The sequence below is a fragment of the Pseudomonas kielensis genome, assembly GCF_014236655.1.
GTDB lineage: Bacteria > Pseudomonadota > Gammaproteobacteria > Pseudomonadales > Pseudomonadaceae > Aquipseudomonas > Aquipseudomonas kielensis.
This window is the reverse complement of the sequence record NZ_JACMYG010000001.1, coordinates 129534-146963: the sequence shown is the minus strand read 5'-3', so window position 1 is coordinate 146963 and position 17430 is coordinate 129534. Positions and strand designations below refer to the sequence as shown.

The following is a 17430-nucleotide window of genomic DNA, read 5'->3' as shown; positions in this document are numbered from 1 at the left end:
GTAAAACGAGTTGACTACAGTTTTCAGGAAGAAAAAATCATGGAAGATGCAATAGTAAATGCCGAAGAACGGCATGATGGATTTTTGTCGTCCACAGCCTATGCGCAACTAAAAGAGGAATTAAGCGAGTTTTCGGGGGCGCCTGATTACGAGGCGCTGGATCGTTATTATCTCGCCGCCAATCAAGCGTCTGAAGTCGCTGATAAGTTAGTGCCTGTCCAACTTCTCCAGCGCTCATTTGACGCGCTGTTTCATCAGCGGGCGACCCTCCCTTCCGCGACCGCCGAGCAGGCCTTGGTCGGGCTCGAACGGTATACATCCAGGTTGGCCGCGACTTCCACCCTGCTGTCGGCGGGGGCAGAGTCCGTGCCAAAAATCATGCACTTCGTCTGGGTCGGCGGCAGTGAGGTTGGCAACATCCAGCGTGACTATATGAATATCTGGCGGGAAGTGCTGGCTCCGCAGGGTTATACGTTCAACCTCTGGTACGACCGCGACGCCTTGCTGGCATTCGAGATGAACCGGGTGATTCTCGACAGCGCCAGGGTGCATGCCATGGAGTCGGGGGGCGATAGAGAGACGAATCCCGCGGCGCTGTCGCGACTGATTGAAGACCGTGCCCGGCTGTTGAAGTGGCAAATGTCGACGTATCTGAGCCAGCCGCAATGGGCCGGCCGCGCGGACGAGGCGCGAATCGACCTGATGGTGCGGGCCTATGGCAAGGATCGCACGGTGCTCGAAGCCTTTCGCCAACAATGCCTGGATTCTCACCTGGCCATGGTCGGGCCGGATCTGCGGCTGCGTGATGCCGCTCAAGAGTTCAGTGAGCACTTTCTGCGAGATGTCTATCAGCGCGAAATCGGTATGCGCGGCAACTTTGCCGCGGCCAGTGACGTGGTACGTCTGCAGGCCCTGCATCTGGAGGGTGGCCGTTACAGCGATATGGACTACTTGCCGCCACTGGCCGAAAAGCTGGGGGCCGTCGATATCAGTAGTCTCAAGAAAGGCGCCCTGATTGGTGTGTTGCAACTGCTACTCAATCATGACGACAGCTTGATGCCGGGCCGGGACAGGCAGCGCTATGGGGATAGAACTGACACCGTCCCCGCAGAATACAAAGAAGCATTGCTTGCCTTTGCGCGTGGTCAACCCGGTGTCCGTGAAATATTTGTCCCGCCACAGGACAGTTCGGTAGCGCAGGATGGCATTCGCCTGGGCACGGCGTTCGGCTCGCAAGGCTCTGGGGAAATGAACGCTCATATTCTGGCTCACCCCGGGAGCGGCATGACCCAGGCCATCATGCAAACGATCCGATTCAATTATGACTGTCTGCAGGAAGTAGAGCGCCGACTTGCCATTGCCGGTATAGCGTGGGGGGATGAAGACCGCCTGTTCGATGTCGCTCAGAACGTCATCAACGAAAGGACGGCCGAAGGGAGGCTCACACAATCACGGCTGATGTCTTTTAAAAATCTTCTTTCTGCGATGTTTACGTACTACCAGGATGGGATTCGTACCGGCGCTCGCGGCACTATCACCTTGACTGGGCCCGGTGCCGCTGTCACAGGGCTCAGTGATTACACTGAAACGCACCTTGGATTCGAACAATTGGATGCCGTTCGTGCCCGATTGAAGTTGACCGATGGCTATAACGTTTTCACCGAGGAAGAGATGATCTCGGGCTGGACGGTGAACGGCACCCCGAGTGAATGGTTGGCCAAAGAGCAGGAAAAGTGGCTATCCGGAAAACTCAAGTCGCGTTACGCCGCCAACCTGGGGGAGCTGCTGAGAGAGCAAACCCTGACTTTCAAGCGAGGCTGGCCGGTTGTTGAAGGTAAGCCGGTGTTGTTGACGTCAGTGTTGCAATCACTGCTCAATGATTTGGGTGAGCCTTTTATCCGGGCGATGAATGACCGCTTGAGTGGTGATGTCATCTTCGACAAATGGGTTTCCATTGGCTTTGATGAGCGTCAGCAAATCCTCGCGCAAACGGCCAGTGAACTGCCGTCGTCGATCGGCGCCGAACTGCTTGGCAATCTGAATGAGGCGTTGACCCGGATTGCCGCAGGGAAGTTGCCTGTGGAGCATTTGAGTCCACTGCATCGTGTGGTGCTCGGGAGTTTGTTCGGCGCGCAGGCGCTCGACGAAGTGGGCTTTGCCAATGCCTGGGACAAGGCCCAAAGCTTTGCTGAGAGTACCCAGGATCGAGGGATTGTCGCGCGCTACGAACAAATTGAGCACATGTATCGTCAGCAGCGCTCGGCAGCCTTCGAAGCCGGGCTTGATACGCATTCCGAGGGCGTGTCACTCACGGAGCGCTCTGCGGCGCTCAAGGTCCTGGCCTTTGCCGAACCCTTGAGCGAACGGCAGTGGGGCGCACGTGTTGCACAGATCGAAGCGCGGGCCATGGATGAATATCGCTCTGCCATTCTCCAGCGTGGCAATACCATGCGCGAGGTGATGTTCCAGGCCAACGCCACGTCGGCCCGGCAGTTGCCGCAAAATCTGCTGGTGCGCGGTGGGGGGGAGCCAGGCCGACGTTGTTATCCGTTGGCACTGGTGATGGCTGCGGCGCTTGAGCAGGGCCGGGGCGCCCTGCGCACCCTGATTGGCCGGTTGGCCAGCGCCAACGTCGCCGTGGAAGATCCCACGACCCAGCGCTTGCTGCTGACCCTGGATGAGTTGCGCAGTGTGCCGATGGCCGAGTTTGGCGATAAGCGCGGGGCGGTCAGCCTGGCGAGCGCGCTGCAGACCCTGGAGGCGAAAGCCGCTTCCGTTAGCCTGATGCTCAACACCGACAATCATTCGCTGCTGGTCGCCAAGGTTGTGGAGCAGGGTAGCGCGACCTGGCACTTCTACGATCCCAACTTCGGTCTGTACGGCTTCGATAAGGTGGCGGACTTGCAGCGTGGCATCGAGCGGTTCCTGGCCGATGGCGAGCTGGCCAGGCACTACGGGATTGTCGATGTGACGAGTGACACGTTCAATCTGATTGAGCTCGACGGCCAGAAAATTGCCAACCGCGCCCTTCCTTCAGGGGGGAGGGTTGGTCAATTACTGGGGAACCAGGGAGGGGAGGACGCGAGCGTGCTCGAGCCCTCACTGCACCTCGCGGCGCTGCGGGCTCGCGCCTTGTCGGAGAACGCGCGTCTGGGGCGTGGCATCGCGGAGTTGGAGGGGCGACGTTGGGCGCAGGTCATCCAGTCGGTGACGAAAAAAATGATCGCCAATCGCACCCTGAAACCAGGATTCGTGCCGGTGTACGAGACGGTGCAGCCGGCGGGGGAAGGTCAATGGTCCCTCTCATTGATCAACAGCAAGCAACCTCAAGAAGTCGAGCACGTCACGGTTGATGAGCCGCACCTGATCAAGATCAAGGACTGGCTGCGCCAGCGCTTCGAGGTGCTGGGTAACGCGCCCAACGATGTTGAGCCCCATGAGCCCGGGGCGGTTAATACGATGAACAGCGGCTTTGCGATTCTGGCGCTCATGCAAAGCCTGCGGCAGGCCGAAGGTTCTCTGGCTGAAGGTGCCGGTACGCCGATGACGCTGGGCGTTCGTTTGCACAGCTACGTGATTTATAGCCAGGTGCTGCATGGCGTGGTGTCCGATCTCTATGCTCTGATCAAGCTGGTGCAGCTCGCCTTGCTTGATGAAAAGCTGATTGCAGCAACCTCCTCGACGCTGCTGGGGCGGACCTTCGGGCGACTGTTGGGGGTGGGGGCGGGCAACCTGCTGGCGCTGGTCAATGTCGGGTTCGACATCTATGAGTTGGTCACCGCCGACAATCCGTCGGCCAGGTCCGCCATCGCGGTTCAACTGAGTTTCGACGCCACCGGCCTGGCACTGGGACTGGTCGCCACCGGAAGCGGCACGTTGGCGGGTGTCGCCGGCCCCTTGGCCGTTGTGGTCGGCGGAATCGCTTATGGCGTGGGAGCATTGGCCCATAACTACCTGATCAATCTTTATAGGGCTCAACAGGTAGGGGAGTATTTCTATCGCATGAAATCGCTCGTCGCGCACGGCGGATGGACTGTGGAATCCGGTGTTTTCCAACCGGCCTCTGAAGTCGTTTTCAGGCGGGTGGACCTGCGAGCAGCGCGGGTGAGTCTTGGCAGTCATTTACTGTTGCGGGGACAGCGTTCCGGACCTGGGTTGCCGACCCTGGTTGGCGATGTTTCGCAGGCGATCGAGATCAACCAGCGTTGGGGCCTGTCGGGGCACTCCTTGCTGCCCGATGACATCAAGACCTTGATCCTGCCTGGCACGCCTCAATGTGCTTACGGTTACGACTATCAACTGATGCCGGGAGCCACCCATCGCCATGATCTGGGATTTGACGAGTTGCGCGAGCTGGAGCACGACAGCAACGGGAACCGCATCTTCTGGTTCGATCCCTGGACGCCATTCGAATATGTGATGTACGCACTGTATCCGAAGTACCAGGCGACCCGTGTCGAGGTCTTGCTGAACGAGCAGTGCCGTTCTTTGTATGTGCCGCAAATGCCTCGCGAATACCACGGGACCATGTCTTACTACATTGGCGGTGTGCAAGGACAGTACTCCCTCACGCTGGCTCCCGGTGTGGTGGCGGTTGAGCTTGCGGCCCTCGCTGAACCTGCAACGGTGCAGTGGGTGGTGCGTGCGGCCTGGACCAGTGAGACCTCGGTGCTGTTCGATGCGCGGGGCTTGACCCTGGATGGCATCAGGGTCGAGGTATCCGCCGAGAGCGCACTGTATCTGGAGTTGGCGCCGGACCGGCTGTTTCGCGTGAATTGGCCTGCCCAGCAGCTGGAGTTGGTGCAGGAGCAACTGCCCGACAACAGCGATGCCAGCGAACTGGCCCGCTACTTGACTCGACTGAATCATGAGCATCGTCTGGTCATCCCCTATGTGCCGCTATACCACTTCAAAGTGCCGCTCAGTGATCCGCAGTGGCCGACCTACACCAATGGGTTTTACGAAACAGCACGCGAACGCATTCTGTATGCCCGCGATCTGCCAGGCGGCGCCTGTGCTCAGATCCAGTTGGCCGCGGTCAAGGGTGATCAGGTGTATTTCTATCATCGAGATTATCCAACGGTCTGGCGGGTCGATGCGATCACCGGCAAGGTCAATCGACGCTATCGTTTGTTCAACCCGCGCATGGCCTCTTCGATCCTCTCCTGTCATGACGTGGGGGAGGCTATACGTGTCGTACAGCAGGTCAGCGATATGAATGGGGTTGTCTTTCAGTTCGACTACCTGCTGTATCCCGATGAGGTTGATCTCAAGGCGATCACGAACACCTTGAGTGAGGAGATCTCCAGCGTTGCGGATGGGTTCGGATGGCAAGGCTGGAGTGCCTTCCTGCAGCAGTTTGACCCCTCCGACACGGTGTATGACGACGATTCACCTGAGACGGGCGGGGACATTAGGGGCTGGACGGCGGCGTTTCTTTCGCTGCAGGTTCACCACGGCGCGCAAACCCTTTGCGGCTGGTTACGGGTCTGGGACGAGTGGTTTGTGACCGATCGGGAGCTCGGCCTCAAGAGTCCGACTTTGCTTGCTGCGCGGCAAATGGATGGCAACAGCCTGGTTTTCTATGATGCGCAGGCCAGAACCCTGTCGCTCTGGGTGCGGCAGCCGGGGCCCGTCAACGGTGTTTTGCGCACCCTGCTCAGTGACGTGGACAGCGTGGTAACTGCCGGCGACACGTATCTGGCCCAGACCCATCACGGCCTGGTGTTCGAGGTCAACGAGGAGCAGGTGGTCCTGCGCTCAGTCAATGAGCAATGGCTGGTCGCGCAGGAGGATTGGTTGGCGGGGTTGTCGGTGCTTGCTGGGCAATATGCTGTCAGTGGCTTCGATATCCTCGGCCTGTCCGATGTTAGGGCGCAACCGCTGGCTGCCCGCTACCTGGAGGGGCGAGTCCTTCTGGTCGGGGCTGAACAGGGGCGCAGGATGCATGCGGTGAGTCTGACCCACGATAAACAAGCGCTGTGGTTGTTTGCGCCCGACTCAGGTCGCCTCTACCGCCAGCCGATGCTGACCCTGGAGCAGATGCGGGGGCTGTTTGGCAGTGGCAAACAGCAAGTGCGCCGTGACGACTCCAATGGGTGGCAAGGTCGGTGGCGGCAGTGGCTGTTCGCTGAGGTGACCGCCCAGGGCTGCGGACTCCGGGGGGTTACCCGCGAGGGTGTGATACTCGAGCTGATCGAGGGCCAGCCGGCCCGTGTGACTGGCGTAGAACAGCTGTTCTTCGATGAGGCCAATGCGGCCCCGCTACGCAAGCAGAAACTGACAAAGTTACTGGCCAGGCTAGCGCATGCGAGCTTTCTGACTACGGGGCAGGTGGGTGATATCTGCAGTTGGTACGACACGCAGGTCAGGCGCAGGTTTTTTACCACCCTGAGTGAGGAGGTTCCCAGTGCTGCGTATCTGGGGGTGCATAAAGGGGCTAATCCACTGCTGCACGATTGGCGCCGAGGCCTGATGTTCAGTAACAGGGCGCGTGACTGGTGGGGCCGCGAACACGACTTCTGGGCCAAGGTTAATGCCGCCCTGCGAGACGACGAGGTGTTGACGATCGAGGGGCGTGGCAGGATTGTTGACCTGCTGCCGTTGATTCCGGATGGGGTGACCACCCTGGTGCTGGGGTATGCGCAAGGGCTGCTGGAGTGCCGTGTTTCACCTGAGGCCTGGATGCGCCTGGATTGCCTGATCGTCGACTTCGACTCATTGAAGCCGGGGGGGCATCTGCTCTCGATGGAGCTTTCCATCTCCGATCATTGGCTGATCACTCTGGTGGACGGGCATCTGATGCTGATCGATTCCAGCGACGGGCGTTGCTTGGTGCTGCGCGGCGCCGAAGCGCACGATGAAGCGTCCAGGCGTGAGTTGAAACTGGATCTGGGGTTTTCTGGCGAGCGCCTCTCGCTGTCTCTGGCAGACTTGATGGCGGGGATTGAGCCGGGCGTCGCTACGTCGCTGTGGGACCATGTGGAGAGCGGCAACGAGGTGTAGCACCGGCCGAGGGGGCGGCCAAAAAGGCAGTGGGGTTTCCCGCTGTCTTTTTGGCCGGGGGTTCAAGGCACCAGGTAACCCCTGACCCCGGTAAAGATGATCTGCGCCGCCAGTGCACAGACAAACAGCCCCATCAGGCGGCTGACGATCTGCAAACCCTGGTCACCGAGAATCCGTTCTATGCGGTTGGACAGGTACAGCACCACGCCTACCGTGAAGCTGGCCAGGGCAATACTCATGATCGCAGTGAGTTTATCGTCCCAGTGCGGTTGGCCGACGCCCATCACCAGCAAGGCACCGATGGTGCCGGGGCCGACGGTCAGCGGGATGGTCAGCGGTACGATGGTCACATCCTGCTGCACGTTGTCGGTCTGCACGGCGGATTTTCCCTGGGCCATGCCCAATGCGGAAATGAACAGCACGCTGCCGGCGCCGATGCGAAAGGCGTCTACGGTGATGCCGAAGACATTGAAAATCACCCGGCCGAACAGGTAGAGCAGGACGCTGGAAATCAGGGTCGCGAGGGCGACTTTCCAGGCCAGGCGCCGACGCTCTTTGTTGGAATAGCCGCGGGTCAGGCTGATGAAGCACGACAGCACGAAGAACGGGCTATAGAGCACCAACATTTTCAGGTAAACGCTAAATAGCACGTGGAGCATGGTTTTGGCTCGCGGCGGGAGAGTGTTGGGGGGGAGTCTATCAGTCGGTTTATGGGTTGTGGGAGTTGGTCGGGAGATCAGTGGTTATTTTGTTGGCGCGTAATGAGTAGTTTTGTATAGGTTGTTCAAGGGTTGGGTGGCTGTTGTTATTGAGAAGTTACAGGTTGCTGTTTGTGGTTCTGCTTGTTCCTGATTATTGTCGTTCTTACGGCCTCATGAAGAGGCTGGATTAATAATCAAGGAGATGGTTATGAGTAGTGATGGTATATATGGTATGACCCCGGCCGGCTGTGTCGAGCGTATTAGAAGTTATGAGGTGGCAGACTCATTCACCCTGCGCGCTCGTGGTTTTACTTCGCCGGAAGTTGAGGCGCCGGAAAAAGGTGCCATTGTCGGGGAAGGTATTTTGTCTTTTACCGGTAATCTCTCCGAGCAAAATAGAGACGATGTCATGCACGCGTTTCTCTTTGCCACACTGGTGGCGAACAAAGCATTTCCCCGCGAGGACCAGGGTAAGGAATGGTACTACCAGTTTGTCCAGGTCATGACCGATGCTGGTTGGCTGCCCACCCAGAAGTTTTATAACGACATCAATATCGGTGGTAACTCGGTCCGTATGGATCAATTGGTCCTGGAGATCCTCGGGGCTGTGGTGGCCGGAATTGCCTTGCCGGGCGCCACCTCTGAACTAATGCTGAAAGTGGCAGGCTCCGCTATCAGTGCACTGAAAAAGCGGGAAACTGCCCTGACCTTGTATGAGCGTAATGTGCTCGAAAATGGCGTAGGCGGTACTGCGGCCGGTACCTGTTCGGAAATCAATGGAGAAGTGACTCTGGCCTTGGGGACTGTGCGGTTTATTCGCAAGAACACGTCGGCCCAAGTTCTGTTTGCCGACTGGGATTCTCGTGATGTGAAACTGTATCGCGGTGAGTCGGTATTCAGGAAAGTACCATCTGTTGTCGAGCGGACCCGCGATGAAATTCTTAATAAGTTAGGTCGTAACGCAGAAAGCAAGATTGCCGATTACGAGATTTAATGGAATACATTTGAAAGGGGAGCCACTCAGTGGCTGCCCTTTTTAAGTTTGAGGGTTTGCTATGGAACAGCATTACATGGTGTATGCGGTAAGGGGCGCGGTTGTTGCCCTGCCCGGAGCCAATGGCCTGGTCACGTGTTCTGATGTCGTCAAATCGTGCCTGTTGGCCCAACTGGTGGCCAGTAAAAAAGTGCAGATGAAGCTCGCTGTCGACTGGTACGACGCTTATCTGCGGGTGGTCGATGATTTTTGGATACGCTCACTAAAGACGCAGCAGTATTTTTCCCTGGGGCCCCAGAACGGCACTTCTCCCTTGGAGTGGGTCGCCGGGATGATGGTCAATTCCAACGATCGTCCAGGGCAGGATTTTGCCGCTTTTCTGCCCCATCTCGCGCACTTGAATGACTCCGTGGGGGCCATTGGCGAATTGCCTGAAAATACCAGTCCAGCCCTGCAGGAAGTGCGCCTGCTGGCGATCCTGGCGCTGACGCCAACCTCGATCATCAGCCTGTATATCGGCTTCCAGACCCGCCAGGTGCTGAACGCCAATCCCTGGTCTCAGGTGTTCCGCGGCGAAGATGTCGTGGGCGTTGTATGCGTTCGCCAGGCGCGGGCGAATCTTTCCGAATGCCTTTATGCACAGGCTCGTGAGGCGGTTGACTTGAAGCTCGGGGATAAATTGAGCGACAACCTTTCGCGGCTGGGTGAAATCGTCAATGGTGTCTATACACCCTTTGCGATGGGGGGCAGGTCATGATCGATACCACTGAGCAGGCCGCCGTGGTGGGTGGCAGCCTGGTCGCCTTTGCCGGTGATCTACCGCAATCCCATCGGGAAGACATTTATCTCAGTACCCTGTACGCGCAACAGGCGACACGCGCGGCAGTTGCCGATGGACTGGTGGGTGACTGGTTCGAGTACTACCGCAACACGCTCAAGTTCATCGGCTGGGATGTGCCACCGCCGGCGGGCCTGCCGGCCACGTCCACTGACACGATGGGGCGCCAGGTCATCCAGCAGATTTCCAGGCGCCTGGGCGAGTCTTTTTCCATTCCCATCAGTCTTGCAATGGCAGCCCTGGAGCGCAACCAGGCGGCGCTCGATCTGTTCGAGTCCAGCAGCCTGACCCAGGAGGTGGGTGTCTTCCAGGCGATTCCCTGTGTTGCCAACGGCCCGAACAAAGTCGAACTGGGCCTCTACCACCGTGAGTTTCGCCTGTTTCGAGGTGCCCCGCGGTTTCTCTTCGCGCCAGAGCAGGTGCAGGAGAGTCGGGAACAGATGACGTTGCTGACCTTCAACACGTTGTACTACGCGCAGTTTCGCGAGAAGGTGAAAAAAGCCGTACTGGCCCAATCACTGCGCGCCATTCGCGGGCTCCAGATTTGAGCGCGACACCCCAGGCGGGTGATCAGACGGTGGATGCGCTGCGATTGTGTTGATCGCGCTGGGCCACCCAGTACTCGACCAGTTCACGCAGTTGCGACAACTCCACCGGCTTGGCCATGTGCCCGTCCATGCCGGCCTGGCGCGCGCGGTCCTTATGTTCGGCGAGGATGTGCGCGGTCAGTGCGACCACCGGGGTCCGAGTGCGCTGGTTGCCGACTTCCCAGGCGCGTAGTTGCTGCGTGGCGGAAAAACCGTCGAGGATCGGCATTTCGCAGTCCATCAACACCAGGTCATACCGCTGGGCCTTCATCGCCTTCAAGGCTTCTTCGCCGTTGCAGGCGGTGTCCGGTTGCAGGTTGAGTTTGCCCAGCATGCCACGAATCACTTTGGTCGAGATGCTGTTGTCTTCGGCCACCAGGATGCGGAAGTCGCTGGGCACATTGACCTCGGCTGGTGGGTTGCCGGGCAGGGGAACCGCGCTAACCTGGCCTTTGTTGCGTTGGGTCAACTCGTCGGCCAGGGTGGTCTTGAGTGTGTAGCCGGCGACGGGCTTGGCCAGGATGCGCTTGATCCCGGCGTTGCGCGCGATGATCTTGCTCGGGGCGTTGCTGATCCCGGTGAGCATGATCAGCAGGATGTCGTGGTTCAGGCTCGGGTCTTCCTTGATCTTGGCGGCCAGTTGCATGCCGGTCATGCCTGGCATGTTCTGGTCCAGCAGGACCACATCGAAATAATCGCGCAGGTGCGCCTTGGTGCGCAGCAGGGCCAGGGCTTCCTTGCCGGAAGGTACGGCACTGACATTCAGGCCCCAGGCCGTGCATTGCTGCACCAGGACCTTGCGGCAGGTGTCGTTGTCGTCCACCACCAGCACCCGGGCGCCTTGCAGCGGACTGTCGAGGTCGGACGTCGGGTGTTCGAGACGGTCTGGGTCCAGGGGCAAGGTCAGCCACAGCGTACTGCCCTGATTGCTGCCGCACTTGATGCCGAACTCACCGTGCATCAACAGGATCAACTGGCGGGCAATCACCAGGCCCAGGTTGCCGCCCAGGCGTGTCGCGGAGAGGAAGTTCTTGCTGTGCAGTTCGGCGTGCATCAAGGCTTCACGTTCTTCAGCATCCATTGGCTCCCCGCTGTCTTGCACGGCGATGCGCAGGCGCGGTTTGCTGCTGCGTTCATCGAGGGCGACAACGATCAGGATCTCGCCTTCCTCAGTCTTTTTCAGTGCATTTTCCAACAGGCTCAGCAGGGTCTGGCGCAGGCGTGTCGGGTCGCCGCTGATCACGCGCGGCACCTGGGGCTGGATGAAGCTGATGAGTTCGACGTTCTGCTGCTCGGCCTTGGCGCGGAAGATGCTCAGGCAGTCGTCGACCAGGGCATTGAGGTCGAACTGCACGTCATCCAGTTCGATTTGCCCGGACTCCAGCTTGGAGATGTCGAGGATCTCGTTGATCAGTGTCAGCAGTTCGTTGCCGGCACTGTGGATGGTCTGCACGTAGTCGCGCTGCTTGACCGACAGTGGCGTGCCCAGCAGTAGTTCAGTCATGCCCAGCACGCCATTCATCGGGGTGCGGATTTCATGGCTGATCTTCGCCAGGAACTCGGCCTTGGCGTTGATTTCGGCATTGCTGGCGGCCAGGTCGCGGCTGATGCTGAAGCGGTTCTCGATAATGCTGCGCTGGCGCTCGCTCAGCGAAATCCCCATCAACAGGCCGCTCAGGCAGATAAAAGCCAACAAGGCGGTGATCAGGCTTTGCGGGGCGACCACCGTCAGGCCCAGCAACGCAGGCAGGATGATCAGCGTGCCGAGGTTGAACACCACCATCGCCATGACGAAGAAGCGGGCCGGCCGGTAGCCCTGCTGCCAGTGGTAGGCGCTGACCAGGAGCATGCTCAGGCCGGCCAGCGCGACCAGTGCATAGGTCATCAGGTTCAGCGGCAAGGTCTCGACGAACAGCAACAGCAGGCTGCACAGCACGATGAACAGGATATCGCCCATCAGCAGCTTGTTCAGCGGGTGCGGGCCCAGCGGGGTGAAGAACCGATAGGTGAACATCAGCCCGCACGGCGCCGTCAGTAGCAGGGCCAGGTAGACGTCGGGGGCTTGCAGGGCATGCCAGTCGGGTAGCCATGGGCCGGCCAGGTTCAACAGCAGCAGCATGCCCAGCATCAGCAGGCCTTCGCACGCCGCGAGCCACAGGCAGGTTTGCGAGCGGGTGTAGGCGTAGCGCGTGAGGTTGTGCAGGATCAGCATGGCGATGCAGCCGAACAACAGGCCATAGATCAGCGTCTGGGTCTGATTGGCGGCGGACATGACCGCTGATTGCAGGGTGATGTAGGGCCGCAACTGGTGCTCGGACACCAGGCGTAGATACACGTCGAGGGGCTTCTGGAGCTGCGGCAGCGGCACCATGAAATCGGTGCTGGGCAGCGGTCGGGAGTTCAGTGCCTGGTCGTTGCCACTGTGGGTCTGCTCGATCAGCGTGTCGCCGTCCAGCACATAGAGGTCCAGGTGCAACAGATCGGGGGCGAAGATGCGCAGCAGTTGTTCGTGTTTGCCAGGACTGAGCCGAAAGCGCAGCCACAGCGCGCCATCGGGGTCGGCGGCGGTGATCTGGTCCAGTTCAATCGGGCTGAATTGATTGGTGTAGCGGGGCGAGCGGATGTCGGTCAGTTGCAGGCTGCCCTGTTCGTCGAGCAATACTGCCCAGCCACTGCCTTGCGCGGCGTGGGCCGGGAGCAGGCAGAGCAGGGTCAGTAGAGTGACGGTCAAGCCAATGGCAATCCTGAGCCAGCGCACGGCGGAATCCCTTCTTAAGTTGAAGCCAGATTATAACTATGCGCGGGCCTGGAACAGGACGGCAAGGACCAGCGGCCCTTGCCTGGCCGAACGGCTGGTTTATTACTGATTTTCGCCGCGTTCGCGAGCAATGGCACGGTAGCCAATGTCCTTGCGATAGAAGCAGCCTGGCCAATCGATCTTGGCGGCCAGTTGGTAGGCTTGCTGCTGGGCGGCATCGACGCTGGCACCCATCGCCGTGGCGCAGAGCACCCGGCCACCGGCAGTCACGACGTTACCGTCCTTGAGTGCAGTGCCAGCGTGGAAGACTTTGCCTTCCAGTGCGGCGGCTGCATCCAGACCCTGGATGACATCACCCTTGGCGTAGTCGGCCGGATAGCCACCCGCGGCCAGGACGATGCCGACGCTTGGGCGTGGATCCCACTGGGCTTCGACTTTGTCCAGCGCCTGGGCCAGCGCGGCTTCGACCAGCAGTACCAGGCTCGATTGCAGGCGCAGCATCACCGGTTGGGTTTCCGGGTCGCCGAAACGGCAGTTGAACTCGATGACCTTCGGATTGCCGGCCTTGTCGATCATCAGGCCTGCATACAGGAAACCGGTATAGACGTTGCCTTCGGCTGCCATGCCCTTCACGGTTGGCCAGATCACCAGGTCCATGACCCGCTGATGCACTTCGCTGGTCACCACAGGAGCCGGGGAGTAGGCCCCCATGCCGCCGGTGTTCGGACCGGTGTCACCATCGCCTACACGCTTGTGGTCCTGGCTGGTGGCCATCGGCAGTACGTTCTTGCCGTCGACCATGACGATGAAGCTGGCTTCTTCGCCGTCGAGGAACTCTTCGATCACCACGCGCGAACCGGCGTCACCGAAGGCATTGCCGGCGAGCATGTCGCGCACCGCGTCTTCGGCTTCCTGCAGGGTCATGGCGACGATCACGCCTTTACCGGCGGCCAGGCCGTCGGCCTTGATCACGATCGGCGCACCTTTTTCACGCAGGTAAGCCAGGGCCGGCTCGATCTCGGTGAAGTTCTGGTAGTCGGCAGTCGGGATCTTGTGGCGCGCCAGGAAGTCCTTGGTGAAAGCCTTGGAGCCTTCCAACTGGGCCGCGCCGGCGGTTGGGCCGAAGCAATCCAGGCCACGGGAGCGGAACAGGTCAACCACGCCAGCCACCAACGGGACTTCCGGGCCGACGATGGTCAGGGCGACGTTCTGCTCGGCAAAGTCTGCCAGTTGCTCAAGGGCCAGGACGTCGATCGCGACGTTTTCGCACTTGGCTTCAATGGCGGTGCCGGCGTTGCCGGGTGCCACGAAAACTTTCTGCACGCGCGGATCCTGAGCCACTTTCCAGGCCAGGGCGTGTTCACGGCCACCGCTGCCAATGATCAAAACATTCATTTCAAAAACCTCGGATGACGCTAATTCTGTGGGCAGCGTTGAAGCTGCTTTTCTGTGGGAGCGAGCAAGCTCGCTCCCACAGTTGATCGTGTACTTAGTGACGGAAGTGGCGCATGCCGGTGAAGACCATCGCGATGCCGGCTTCATCGGCCGCTGCAATCACTTCAGCATCACGCATCGAGCCGCCAGGCTGGATCACCGCAGTCACGCCGGCCTTGGCCGCATTGTCCAGGCCGTCGCGGAACGGGAAGAACGCGTCGGAAGCCATCACCGAACCGACGACCTGCAAACCGGCGTGTTCAGCCTTGATCGCCGCGATACGGGCCGAGTTCACGCGGCTCATCTGGCCAGCGCCGACCCCGATGGTCTGACGGTTCTTGGCGTAGACGATGGCGTTGGACTTGACGTACTTGGCCACTTTCCAGGCGAAGATCAGGTCGTTGATCTCTTGTTCTGTCGGTGCACGCTGGGTCACGACTTTCAAGTCGTCGGCGCCGATCATGCCGATGTCGCGGCTCTGTACCAGCAGGCCGCCGTTGACGCGCTTGTAGTCCCAGGCAGCGGCACGCTCAGCCGACCACTCGCCGCAGGCCAGCAGGCGCACATTGGCCTTGGCCGCAACGATGGCGCGAGCTTCGGCGCTGACGCTCGGGGCGATGATCACTTCGACGAACTGACGCTCGACGATGGCCTTGGCCGTTTCAGCATCCAGTTCGCGGTTGAACGCGATGATGCCGCCGAAGGCCGATTCGGTGTCGGTGGCATAGGCCAGTTCGTAGGCCTGGCGGATACCGCCTTCGGCGTCCGGGCTTACCGCTACGCCGCACGGGTTGGCGTGCTTGACGATCACGCAGGCCGGCTTGACGAAGCTCTTCACGCATTCCAGCGCGGCGTCGGTGTCGGCCACGTTGTTGTACGACAGTTCCTTGCCCTGCAGTTGGGTCGCGGTGGCGATCCCGACTTCGGCAGGCGTCGCTTCCACGTAGAACGCCGCGCTCTGGTGCGGGTTCTCGCCGTAGCGCATTTCCTGGGCCTTGACGAACTGGCTGTTGAACGTGCGCGGGAACTCGCTGCGACCTTCTGTGCTGAGGGTGTCAGCCGCCTGGTTCACGGTGCCCATGTAGTTGGCGATCATGCCGTCGTAGGCGGCGGTGTGTTCAAACGCCTTGAGCATCAGGTCGAAACGCTGGGCGTAGGTCAGGCCACCGGCCTTGAGGTTTTCCAGGACGCTGGCGTAATCGCTGGCATTGACCACGATCGCGACGTCTTTGTGGTTTTTGGCTGCCGAGCGGACCATGGTCGGCCCGCCGATGTCGATGTTCTCGATGGCGGTCGGCAGGTCACAGCCCGGCTTGTTGATGGTGGCTTCGAACGGGTACAGGTTGACCGCCACCAGGTCGATCGGCTTGATGCCGTGCTCGTTCATGATCGCGTCGTCGATACCGCGACGACCGAGGATCCCGCCGTGGATTTTCGGATGCAGGGTCTTGACCCGACCGTCCATCATTTCGGCAAAACCGGTGTAATCCGCGACTTCCACAGCGGCTACGCCATTGTCCTGCAGCAGCTTGAACGTCCCGCCGGTGGAGAGGATCTCAACGCCAAGGGCTTCGAGCTCCTTGGCGAATTCGAGGATCCCGGTCTTGTCGGAAACGCTGATCAAGGCGCGGCGAATCGGCAGGCGGGTAGTCTGGTCGGTCATCTCAATTTCCATCAAAAGCAAAGGAAGTCAGCAAAAAAGGCGACCGGTTTTACGCGGGCGCCTTTCTGGTTTGATTAAATGCTTACAGCAAATCGTACTGCTTGAGTTTCTTGCGCAGGGTGCCGCGGTTCAGTCCCAGCAGCTCACTGGCCTTGGTCTGGTTGCCCTTGACGTAGTTCATCACGCTTTCGAGCAGGGGAGCCTCGACTTCGGAGAGCACCAGGTTGTACACATCCGTGACGGCCGCGCCCTCAAGGTGGGCGAAATAATTGTGCAGCGCCTTCTCGACACTCCCGCGAAGGGTCTGGCCTTCTTCGCTCGGCGTATTGAGGTGCTGTTTCAAATTCACGTTGTCGCTCACGGGTGTTGTTCCACTCACTAAAGTCTCGGTCATCATCGTCATGCGGCCACCCCTTCTCCGTCCCCTGTCAGGCTCTTATAACGTTCGGTGAAAAACTCCCGAACGTTGGCGCATTGTGCTTCCGTTCCATCCAAACGATTGAAGTGGGCGCGAAATTCCCTGGCGCCCGGCAAGGTTGCGAGATACCAGCCGACATGCTTGCGCGCAATGCGTACGCCCATGACGTCTCCATAAAAAGCATGGAGTGCGGCCAGATGCTCAAGCAGAATATGTTCCACTTCGCTCAATTGCGGAGCCGGCAGTTTTTCGCCGGTACGCAGGAAATGCTCGATCTCACGAAAAATCCATGGTCGCCCCTGGGCGGCCCGGCCTATCAGCAGGCCATCGGCGCCGGTCGCGTCAAGCACGTACCGGGCCTTTTCGGGCGAGTCGATGTCGCCATTGGCGAACACCGGAATCGACACCGCCTGCTTGATCGCGGCAATGGTGTCGTACTCCGCGTCCCCGGTGTACAGGTCGGCACGGGTGCGGCCATGCACCGCCAGCGCCGTGATCCCGGCCTGCTCGGCGATCTTCGCCACGGTCAGGCCGTTCTTGTTTGCCCGGTCCCAGCCCGTGCGGATCTTCAAGGTGACCGGCACATCAACCGCAGCCACCACGGCCTGCAGGATCTCGGTCACCAGTGCTTCATCTTTCAACAGGGCGGAGCCGGCGGCCTTGTTGCAGACCTTCTTCGCCGGACAGCCCATGTTGATATCAATAATCTGTGCGCCCAGCTCGACGTTGGCCCGGGCCGCATCCGCCAGCATCTGCGCATCACCACCGGCGATCTGTACCGAGCGAGGCTCGGGATCACCTTCGTGGACCATGCGCAGGCGTGACTTGCGGGTGTTCCACAAGCTCATGTCGCTGGTCACCATTTCCGAGACCACCAACCCTGCACCCAGTCGCTTGCACAGCTGACGAAAGGGCTGGTCGGTGACACCCGCCATTGGGGCGAGGATCAAGCCGTTGGGCAATGTATATGGGCCGATGCGTACCGCCGACATAGGACTTCCCTGTTGTGGGGTCGGATCATGAGACTTCGAA

Annotated in this window: 10 protein-coding genes; 4 read left to right on the top strand and 6 right to left on the bottom strand. The window is 59.9% G+C overall.

Annotation, left to right across the window (positions count from 1 at the left end; genetic code table 11):
• Positions 1-39: 39 nt before the first annotated feature.
• The gene (locus tag H7995_RS00620; protein ID WP_185817819.1) at positions 40-7005 is read left to right on the top strand and encodes a TcdA/TcdB pore-forming domain-containing protein; all 6966 of its coding nucleotides are present in this window, start codon (positions 40-42) and stop codon (positions 7003-7005) included.
• Positions 7006-7067: 62 nt separating this feature from the next.
• Here H7995_RS00620 and H7995_RS00615 read toward each other — a convergent pair whose 3' ends face one another.
• Positions 7068-7664 carry a MarC family protein gene (locus H7995_RS00615; protein WP_166589901.1) on the bottom strand — a complete coding sequence of 199 codons (597 nt, stop codon included), beginning with the start codon at positions 7662-7664 and terminating at the stop codon, positions 7068-7070.
• Between the two features lie 250 nt (positions 7665-7914).
• On the opposite strand from H7995_RS00615, the gene H7995_RS00610 reads away from it, so the two are divergent.
• The 3 genes from H7995_RS00610 to H7995_RS00600 all read left to right on the top strand — a co-directional run bounded on the left by H7995_RS00610 (position 7915) and on the right by H7995_RS00600 (position 10086).
• Positions 7915-8700: a hypothetical protein gene (locus tag H7995_RS00610; RefSeq protein ID WP_166589902.1), complete on the top strand. Its 786-nt coding sequence runs from the start codon at positions 7915-7917 to the stop codon at positions 8698-8700.
• 61 nt (positions 8701-8761) lie between these two features.
• Positions 8762-9457: a hypothetical protein gene (locus tag H7995_RS00605; protein WP_166589903.1), complete on the top strand. Its 696-nt coding sequence runs from the start codon at positions 8762-8764 to the stop codon at positions 9455-9457.
• Positions 9454-10086 (top strand): hypothetical protein, encoded by a 633-nt coding sequence (locus H7995_RS00600; RefSeq protein WP_182343316.1) that lies wholly within the window; start codon positions 9454-9456, stop codon positions 10084-10086. Before H7995_RS00605 ends, H7995_RS00600 begins: the two co-directional genes overlap by 4 nt.
• A gap of 22 nt (positions 10087-10108) precedes the next feature.
• Here the strand turns inward: H7995_RS00600 and H7995_RS00595 are convergent, their stop codons facing one another.
• The 5 genes from H7995_RS00595 to dusB form a co-directional block, all read right to left on the bottom strand.
• A complete protein-coding gene (locus H7995_RS00595) occupies positions 10109-12883 on the bottom strand; it encodes a hybrid sensor histidine kinase/response regulator (RefSeq protein WP_185817818.1) in 2775 nt (924 codons plus the stop codon).
• A gap of 102 nt (positions 12884-12985) precedes the next feature.
• A complete protein-coding gene (gene purD, locus H7995_RS00590; protein ID WP_182343320.1) occupies positions 12986-14278 on the bottom strand; it encodes a phosphoribosylamine--glycine ligase in 1293 nt (430 codons plus the stop codon).
• A gap of 94 nt (positions 14279-14372) precedes the next feature.
• Positions 14373-15980: a bifunctional phosphoribosylaminoimidazolecarboxamide formyltransferase/IMP cyclohydrolase gene (purH, locus tag H7995_RS00585; RefSeq protein WP_166589907.1), complete on the bottom strand. Its 1608-nt coding sequence runs from the start codon at positions 15978-15980 to the stop codon at positions 14373-14375.
• Between the two features lie 82 nt (positions 15981-16062).
• Complete coding sequence (fis, locus tag H7995_RS00580) at positions 16063-16383, bottom strand: DNA-binding transcriptional regulator Fis (RefSeq protein WP_003186237.1); 321 nt, start codon at positions 16381-16383, stop codon at positions 16063-16065.
• Complete coding sequence (dusB, locus tag H7995_RS00575; RefSeq protein ID WP_166589908.1) at positions 16380-17390, bottom strand: tRNA dihydrouridine synthase DusB; 1011 nt, start codon at positions 17388-17390, stop codon at positions 16380-16382. The genes fis and dusB overlap by 4 nt, the downstream gene beginning before the upstream one ends.
• Positions 17391-17430 lie beyond the last annotated feature (40 nt).

Coding starts and splice junctions, on each gene's coding strand:
- fis (WP_003186237.1), bottom strand. CDS start 16,383: ATGACGATGATGACCGAGACTTTAGTGAGTGGAACAACACCCGTGAGC.
- H7995_RS00620 (WP_185817819.1), top strand. CDS start 40: ATGGAAGATGCAATAGTAAATGCCGAAGAACGGCATGATGGATTTTTG.
- H7995_RS00600 (WP_182343316.1), top strand. CDS start 9,454: ATGATCGATACCACTGAGCAGGCCGCCGTGGTGGGTGGCAGCCTGGTC.
- purD (WP_182343320.1), bottom strand. CDS start 14,278: ATGAATGTTTTGATCATTGGCAGCGGTGGCCGTGAACACGCCCTGGCC.
- dusB (WP_166589908.1), bottom strand. CDS start 17,390: ATGTCGGCGGTACGCATCGGCCCATATACATTGCCCAACGGCTTGATC.
- H7995_RS00605 (WP_166589903.1), top strand. CDS start 8,762: ATGGAACAGCATTACATGGTGTATGCGGTAAGGGGCGCGGTTGTTGCC.
- H7995_RS00615 (WP_166589901.1), bottom strand. CDS start 7,664: ATGCTCCACGTGCTATTTAGCGTTTACCTGAAAATGTTGGTGCTCTAT.
- H7995_RS00610 (WP_166589902.1), top strand. CDS start 7,915: ATGAGTAGTGATGGTATATATGGTATGACCCCGGCCGGCTGTGTCGAG.
- purH (WP_166589907.1), bottom strand. CDS start 15,980: ATGACCGACCAGACTACCCGCCTGCCGATTCGCCGCGCCTTGATCAGC.